The organism is Novipirellula sp., assembly GCF_041583735.1.
In the GTDB taxonomy this organism is placed as follows: Bacteria; Planctomycetota; Planctomycetia; order Pirellulales; family Pirellulaceae; genus Novipirellula.
Genome location: NZ_JBFHFD010000475.1, coordinates 1 through 6659, shown reverse-complemented (window position 1 = coordinate 6659; position 6659 = coordinate 1). Strand labels below are relative to the sequence as shown.

General features: G+C 55.9%; 6 protein-coding genes and 1 pseudogene. 5 read left to right on the top strand and 2 right to left on the bottom strand.

The window, feature by feature from the left end; all coding sequences use genetic code 11:
* On the bottom strand, positions 1-158 hold a 158-nt coding region (locus tag ABX962_RS26160; protein WP_372723766.1), incomplete at its 3' end, for a YgaP-like transmembrane domain.
* A gap of 54 nt (positions 159-212) precedes the next feature.
* A complete protein-coding gene (locus tag ABX962_RS26155; RefSeq protein WP_372723764.1) occupies positions 213-428 on the bottom strand; it encodes a hypothetical protein in 216 nt (71 codons plus the stop codon).
* Between the two features lie 184 nt (positions 429-612).
* Between ABX962_RS26155 and ABX962_RS26150 the strand changes: the two genes are divergently transcribed.
* The 5 genes and pseudogenes from ABX962_RS26150 to ABX962_RS26130 all read left to right on the top strand — a co-directional run.
* Positions 613-2322: an FAD-dependent oxidoreductase gene (locus ABX962_RS26150; protein WP_372723762.1), complete on the top strand. Its 1710-nt coding sequence runs from the start codon at positions 613-615 to the stop codon at positions 2320-2322.
* 578 nt (positions 2323-2900) lie between these two features.
* Complete coding sequence (gene ccoN, locus ABX962_RS26145; protein ID WP_372723760.1) at positions 2901-5243, top strand: cytochrome-c oxidase, cbb3-type subunit I; 2343 nt, start codon at positions 2901-2903, stop codon at positions 5241-5243.
* Positions 5244-5350: 107 nt separating this feature from the next.
* Positions 5351-5533, top strand: coding sequence for a hypothetical protein (locus tag ABX962_RS26140; RefSeq protein WP_040769101.1), 183 nt, complete (start codon positions 5351-5353; stop codon positions 5531-5533).
* Positions 5523-6248 carry a cbb3-type cytochrome c oxidase N-terminal domain-containing protein gene (locus ABX962_RS26135; RefSeq protein WP_372723758.1) on the top strand — a complete coding sequence of 242 codons (726 nt, stop codon included), beginning with the start codon at positions 5523-5525 and terminating at the stop codon, positions 6246-6248. The genes ABX962_RS26140 and ABX962_RS26135 overlap by 11 nt, the downstream gene beginning before the upstream one ends.
* Before the next feature lie 175 nt (positions 6249-6423).
* Positions 6424-6659 (top strand): annotated as a pseudogene (locus ABX962_RS26130) (cytochrome c oxidase accessory protein CcoG); the annotation flags it as partial.

Below are 6659 nucleotides of genomic sequence, written 5' to 3'. Positions count from 1 at the left end.
GCCATCGCACACGTGTCCGAGATTCCGGCAAACGCCAAGCCGGCACCGACAAACGTTGATACGCCGGCAAAGGCAACGTGGACCGTCAACGCCAACACGGCACCGGTGAACACGAGCGATCCGGCGACGATGCGGACTTGTCGGTCGATCGAAATCATCGAGATTCGCTTGTCGTGAATGAGTGATAATCGAGTGGACGACGAAACCTTGGCCTACGGTGCCTTCGATTCCCCAAAAAACGACTCGAGTTTCGCAAAGATCACGGCAAATCCGCAAAATCCGCTCGATCCCGAGTAGATCAAACTGCAGCCCATCAACACGATGCCCCAGGCAAACGCAGCATCGACAAGAAAAGTAGCGAGCGAAAAACCGAAAACCAAGCCGCCATTGGCGACCAAAGCAAATCGAGCGGGTGAAATTCGAGGCATCGCTCTCACGCATGAAATCCACAAACTGCGACAGCTCGTCGCAACCTATCCTAAACGGGGGACATCCGGGTGCGATCGATCGACGCGGCCGCGTGAAAACGGGGCTTCCCAAGAGCCCCGATTGTCGATAGTTCTCTAACTTACGATATTTGCAGCCTCCGCGATACGAAGGAACCTGATCACGATGAATGCCACCAAGCCGCTTACCATTGTCATTGTTGGTGGGGTCGCCGGAGGGGCGTCGGCGGCAACGCGAGCCCGCCGGATGAATGAAAACGCTGAGATCATTCTGCTGGAGAAAGATCCAGACGTGTCGTTTGCGAATTGCGGCTTGCCTTATCATATTGGCGAAGAAATTCCCAATCGCGACTCGCTGCTTGTCGCCACGCCCGAGTTTTTACGTCGCCGATTTCGCTTGGATGTGCGAACACGACACGAGGCGGTGTCGATCGATCGCCAAAACAAACGGGTGGAAGTCCGTTGCGGTGAAACTTCGGGAATCACTTGGATCGATTACGACAAATTGATCCTGGCGCCCGGTGCGTCGCCAATTCGCCCCAATCTGGATGGGGCGGATGCCGAAAATGTTCTCAGCCTGCGGAACTTGAATGACACCGATCGCATCAAGGCGATCGTCGACGACAAACAAACGAAAAACGCGGTGGTCGTCGGTGCGGGCTATATCGGGCTGGAAATGGTTGAACAGCTTGCCCAGCGGGGACTCAACACCACGCTGGTGGAACTGCAGCCGCAGGTATTGCCACTGCTTGATCCAGAGATGGCTCGGCCGATCGCCGATGAAATCGAAGCCAAAGGAGTCTCGCTGCTGCTGGGCCGTAGCGTCACCGGTTTGGTCACCGACGGCAATAACCAAGTGACCGAGGTCAGCTTGAGCGACGGCAGCACGATCCCGACCGATTTGGTTGTGATGGGGATCGGCGTGCAACCCAACATCCAACTTGCTGTTGATGCGGGATTGGAGATCGGAGTCACCGGCGGGATTGCGACCAACGACTTCATGCAAACCAGCGATCCCGATATTTACGCAGTCGGTGACGCGGCGGAATATCGGTTCGGTCCGACCGGAAAACGGATGCGAGTTTCCTTGGCAGGACCAGCCAATCGGGCGGGACGTTTAGCGGGCCAGCATGCTGCGACCGGCCAAAGCGACCCGATGCCGACCGTGCAAGGGACGTCGGTCGTCCGGGTGTTTGGCGTCAGTGCGGCGATGACGGGATTGTCGCGTGCCATGGCAAAACGAATGGGGGTCGACGCGGCCAGTGTCACGATCGTGGCTAAAAATCACGCGGGCTACTATCCCGGAGCCGAGGTGATGACTCTGAAACTGGTCTACCAGGCGGAAACGGGAAAGATCCTCGGTGCGCAAGCCGTCGGCGGTGCAGGCGTTGACAAACGAATCGACGTGATCGCCACGGCCATGCAATTCGAGGGCACTGCTAGGCAACTCAGTGGCGTCGACCTCAGCTACGCGCCGCCGTTTGGATCGGCAAAAGATCCGGTCCATATGGCCGCGTTCGCCGCCTGTAACCAGATCGATGGCATCGAAACATTTTGTGATAGCGATGCCAATTTAGCGGGGAAACAGGTGGTCGATGTCCGCACCGCCGGCGAGATTGAGCGGACACCGCTGGCCGGATCGCCGCTGAGCAGCGAATCCGAAGCAGGGGTCTTTGCCATCCCGGTCGATGAACTGCGAGAGCGAATCGGCGAGCTCGATCCGTCGCTGCCCACGGTCGTATCGTGTGCCGTCGGCGTTCGCGGCCATATTGCTGCACGTATTTTGAAACAGCACGGTTTCACAGTGGCGAATTTGTCGGGCGGAGCGACGGTGCGAAACCGAGTCAATTTCGTTTCATCCAACGAGCATCCTTGAAGAATTGCGAAAACCGACCCGTCCTATTTTACGTGTCGGGAACGTCGCTACGAATCCTTGCAGGATTTTGACAGCTGCCGGGACTCATTGCCTCGTCCATTACGGCGTGGGACGCGAGAGCCTCCGATGCAGTGGGTGCACCTAAGAAACGAAGTTTTTTGCTTTGTTTTAGCCGGTCAAGGAGGCAGCGACAAACATCCAAAGCAGGTACAATCAGCGTCCAAAAGCGATGTTCGATAGCCCGCGAGAGCTAGTGTAGAACCCTGTTCGACACGACCAGCGCGCCCATTTGCTCGATCGCCTAGCCGAGCGTGCGAATGGGCTCATTGTTAGAGGCCGCACGGATTGCCATGAACCGATGGGACTTGTATTGACGACGATCAATTTTTAGCGGAGATTCCTGCTTCAAAATTGATTTGAACAAGCTTGCGACAGCCTGCCACATTGGCAAATCTGCGTTTGGTGTTCAGTTTGTTAGATACATTTCCAGAGGGTGGCGACGAACCCAATGCGATCAGCGTCACCGTTGGCTGACTCATCAGCTCGCACCACTCGTTTGTGATCAAAGGAAGAGACACTTGTCGATCGAGACTCAATCAGGATTTCCTGAGCAACAATCAGGTCAAGCGAATCTTGACGCGCAAATCGATACTTATTCCTACGATGACGATATCGTGCGGAAGTTTGCGACAGCGACCCTGTTTTGGGGTCTGGTCGCCACGCTGGTCGGTTTGATCGTCGCGATCATTTTGGTTTTGCCAAAATTGTTTGGTGAACTTGAATGGCTCAGTTTCGGTCGTCTTCGCCCGCTGCACACCAACGCGGCGATATTTGCCTTCGCCGGCAACGCGATTTTCGCGGCTGTCTACTACAGCACTCAGCGATTGTGCAAAGCGAGGATGTGGAGCGACGCGTTGAGTCGGCTGCATTTCTGGGGCTGGCAAGCGATCATCGTCGCGGCGGCTGTGACACTGCCGATGGGGATCACGCAAAGCAAAGAGTACGCCGAGCTTGAATGGCCAATCGACTTGGCGATCGCCGTCGTCTGGGCTGGATTCTTTGGCATCAACTTCTTGATGACGTTGATCCATCGTCGCGAGCGGCACATGTACGTGGCGTTGTGGTTTTACATCGCCACGATTGTCACCGTGACGGTACTGCACGTCTTTAACAACCTGGTCGTTCCAATTGGTCTGGGCAAAAGCTATCCGATCTATGCGGGTGTCCAAGACGCGTTCATGCAGTGGTGGTACGGCCACAATGCGGTAGCGTTCTTCTTGACCACTCCGTTTCTCGGCTTGATGTATTACTTTTTGCCCAAAGCGGCAAACCGGCCGGTATTTAGCTACAAGCTTTCGATCATCCACTTTTGGTCGTTGGTCTTCATCTACATCTGGGCTGGACCTCACCATTTGCACTACACCGCACTTCCCGAATGGGCCTCGACGCTGGGGATGCTGTTTAGCGTGATGTTGTGGATGCCGTCGTGGGGTGGCATGATCAACGGGCTACTAACGCTTCGCGGTGCTTGGCAAAAAGTCGCCGTCGATCCAGTTTTGAAATTCTTTGTCGTCGGGGTGACATTCTACGGGATGGCGACCTTCGAAGGCCCGCTGTTGAGCGTGAAGAGCGTCAACGCGCTGAGCCACTACACCGATTGGACGATCGCCCACGTTCACGCCGGTGCGCTCGGATGGAACGGCATGATGACGTTCGGAATGCTGTATTGGTTGTTGCCACGGTTGTTCCAAACCAAGTTGTGGAGCACCAAGGCGGCCTCGGCTCACTTTTGGATCGGAACGATTGGCATTTTGCTGTACATCGTGCCGATCTACGCCGCCGGCTTGATGCAAGGTTTGATGTGGCGAGCGATGGACGAAACCGGAAACCTCGTTTATCCCGACTTCATCGAAACCATTCAATCGATCGTGCCGCTGTGGTGGTTGCGTGTGCTGGGCGGTTTGCTGTTTGTCTCGGGTATTCTGATCATGGCAGTCAACTGGTTCATGACCTGGACCACCCGTCCACCCACCTATGAAGTACCGGTTTACCACACGCCACGATTGTCCAAGGAAGTGCCGGAAGAAACGATCGACACGACCAGTGCACTGGACACCGTCCCGGTACTGGAATCGGCCAAGAAGCTTGACGTGTTTGGCAGGATGGATTGGCACCGCCGCTGGGAACGATTGCCGCTGCGGTTTACCGTGTTGACGACATTGGCGGTGGTGATCGCCAGTCTGTTTGAGATCATTCCGACGTTCTTGATTCGCAGCAACGTGCCCACGATCGCGACGGTAAAACCGTACACGCCGCTTGAGCTTGCTGGCCGCGACATTTTTGTCGCCGAAGGCTGTTACAACTGCCACTCACAGATGGTGCGTCCGTTTGTTGCCGAAACAAAACGTTATGGCGAATACAGCAAGGCGGGCGAATTCATTTACGACCGTCCGTTCCAATGGGGAAGTCGCCGTATCGGTCCCGACTTGGCTCGCGAAGGGGGCAAACAGAGCAGTCTTTGGCACTGGTTGCATCTGGAAAATCCAGAGCAGGTTTCGCCCGGCAGTGTGATGCCCAGCTACCTGCATTTGCTCGATACAAAGATCAACTTTGAGATGATCCCCGATCGCGTTTGGGCCGCCCAAGCGTTGGGAGCCCCCTACGACTTTGACATCGCCGATTCCGCCGACATCGCTCGCAAGCAAGCCGAGGTGATCGCGGCCGACGTGGTCTCGCAAGGCGGCCCGGTACAGCGTGGCGAATTGATGACGTTTGACACCAAAGCGATCGCATTGATTGCGTTTCTGCAGCGAGTGGGAACGGACATCTTCGCAACGCCGGAGCCCGAAGCTAAAGAAGAAACGCCGGCAGACCCGGCCACGGCCGAAGAACCCGCCACCGAAGAGGTCGCGGCACGGTAACGAGATTATCCGGTGGATCCTTTGGGAAAACCGACGAAAGTCTTGACGACGTCCGCTACGGGACCGCGAGACAAAAACGAACTTCTCACACCTAGTGAATTTGAATCATGCTTACTGATGTGATACGAGCAATCGATTACAGCGACTGTGCCGAAATTGCACTGGCGTTGTTCTGCTTTGCCTTCGGTTTAATGTTCTTCGCCACGATGCGATTGTCACGCAACGCGACTGACCGATTTGCAGCTATCCCGCTATCCGACAATGTGGAGACTCCTCGCGATGGACAATAACCCGAAAAACCAAGATGGTATCGAGCAAGAGTCGATCGTGGGTGAAATTCCTGATGATCCGTTGACAGGCCATGCCTATGACGGCATCCAAGAATTTGACAATCCATTGCCAGGTTGGTGGAAATGGATGTTTATCGGATCGATCTTGTTTGCGTTCCCGTACGCCGCGTTCTACCACGGCGGCGCCGAAGGACGAACGGCCACCGAACGCTATGACAAAGCACTGGCCGAGAACATCCGATTGCAATTCGCAGAGATCGGCGAATTGAAAATGGATCGCGCCACTGTGGTGAAATTTTTATACGAGCCCAATTGGCTGCGGGTGGGCCAATCGGTTTTCAAAACCAATTGCGTTTCCTGTCACGGCGCGGACGGCGGCGGTTTGGTCGGCCCGAACCTGACCGACGATGCATATAAAAACGTGAAAGACATCGGCGACATTTTGAACGTTCTAGAGAACGGGGCAGCGGGCGGAGCGATGCCGGCGTGGAAGACTCGCTTGTCCCCTAATGAATTGGTATTGGCCGCCAGCTATGTCGCCAGCCTGCGTGGCACCGAAGCGGCTGACGGCAAGCCCGCCGAAGGACGCGTGATTGCGCCATGGCCTGAAGCGCCACCCGAAGAAGCCCCCGCTTCTGACGAAGCAACGGACGAAACCAAAGGAGAGGCAAGCGAAGAAGCCTCCGAGCCGATGGGCAAGAAGACAGCGACCTAAAAGAACCAAATTGTCCGAATCGCCGGGCAATCCCTGCGGCGACTCTCCCCAACCCCGGGAAGAATCGCCGCCACCGCGGATCGATCCGCCAACGCCGCGAGTTCGAGAAACATTCCGAAAGGAATAAAATCGAACCGCTGCAGTGATTCCCGCTTCTATTGAAGGAGGCGTAACGATGAATGATGCAAAACCGTTGCCGGTGATTTCCGACGGCGCAACCCATGACAGCAGCATGCTCGAGTCACCCGAGCATGTGCTTAGTACGCTCGAAAAAGACGGTTCGCGGCGCTGGCTACGGCCAACCTTGTCGACCGGTTTTTGGTGGAAATGGCGACGCTGGATCGCCTACGGCTTGGTCGCCTTCTTCGTCGCCTTGCCTCACGTTCGCATCGGAGGGCTGCCGCCGATTTT

Bases quoted from the DNA above. Each gene is read 5' to 3' on its own strand.
- ABX962_RS26155 (WP_372723764.1), bottom strand. From the start codon at position 428: ATGCCTCGAATTTCACCCGCTCGATTTGCTTTGGTCGCCAATGGCGGC.
- ABX962_RS26150 (WP_372723762.1), top strand. From the start codon at position 613: ATGAATGCCACCAAGCCGCTTACCATTGTCATTGTTGGTGGGGTCGCC.
- ABX962_RS26140 (WP_040769101.1), top strand. From the start codon at position 5,351: ATGCTTACTGATGTGATACGAGCAATCGATTACAGCGACTGTGCCGAA.
- ABX962_RS26135 (WP_372723758.1), top strand. From the start codon at position 5,523: ATGGACAATAACCCGAAAAACCAAGATGGTATCGAGCAAGAGTCGATC.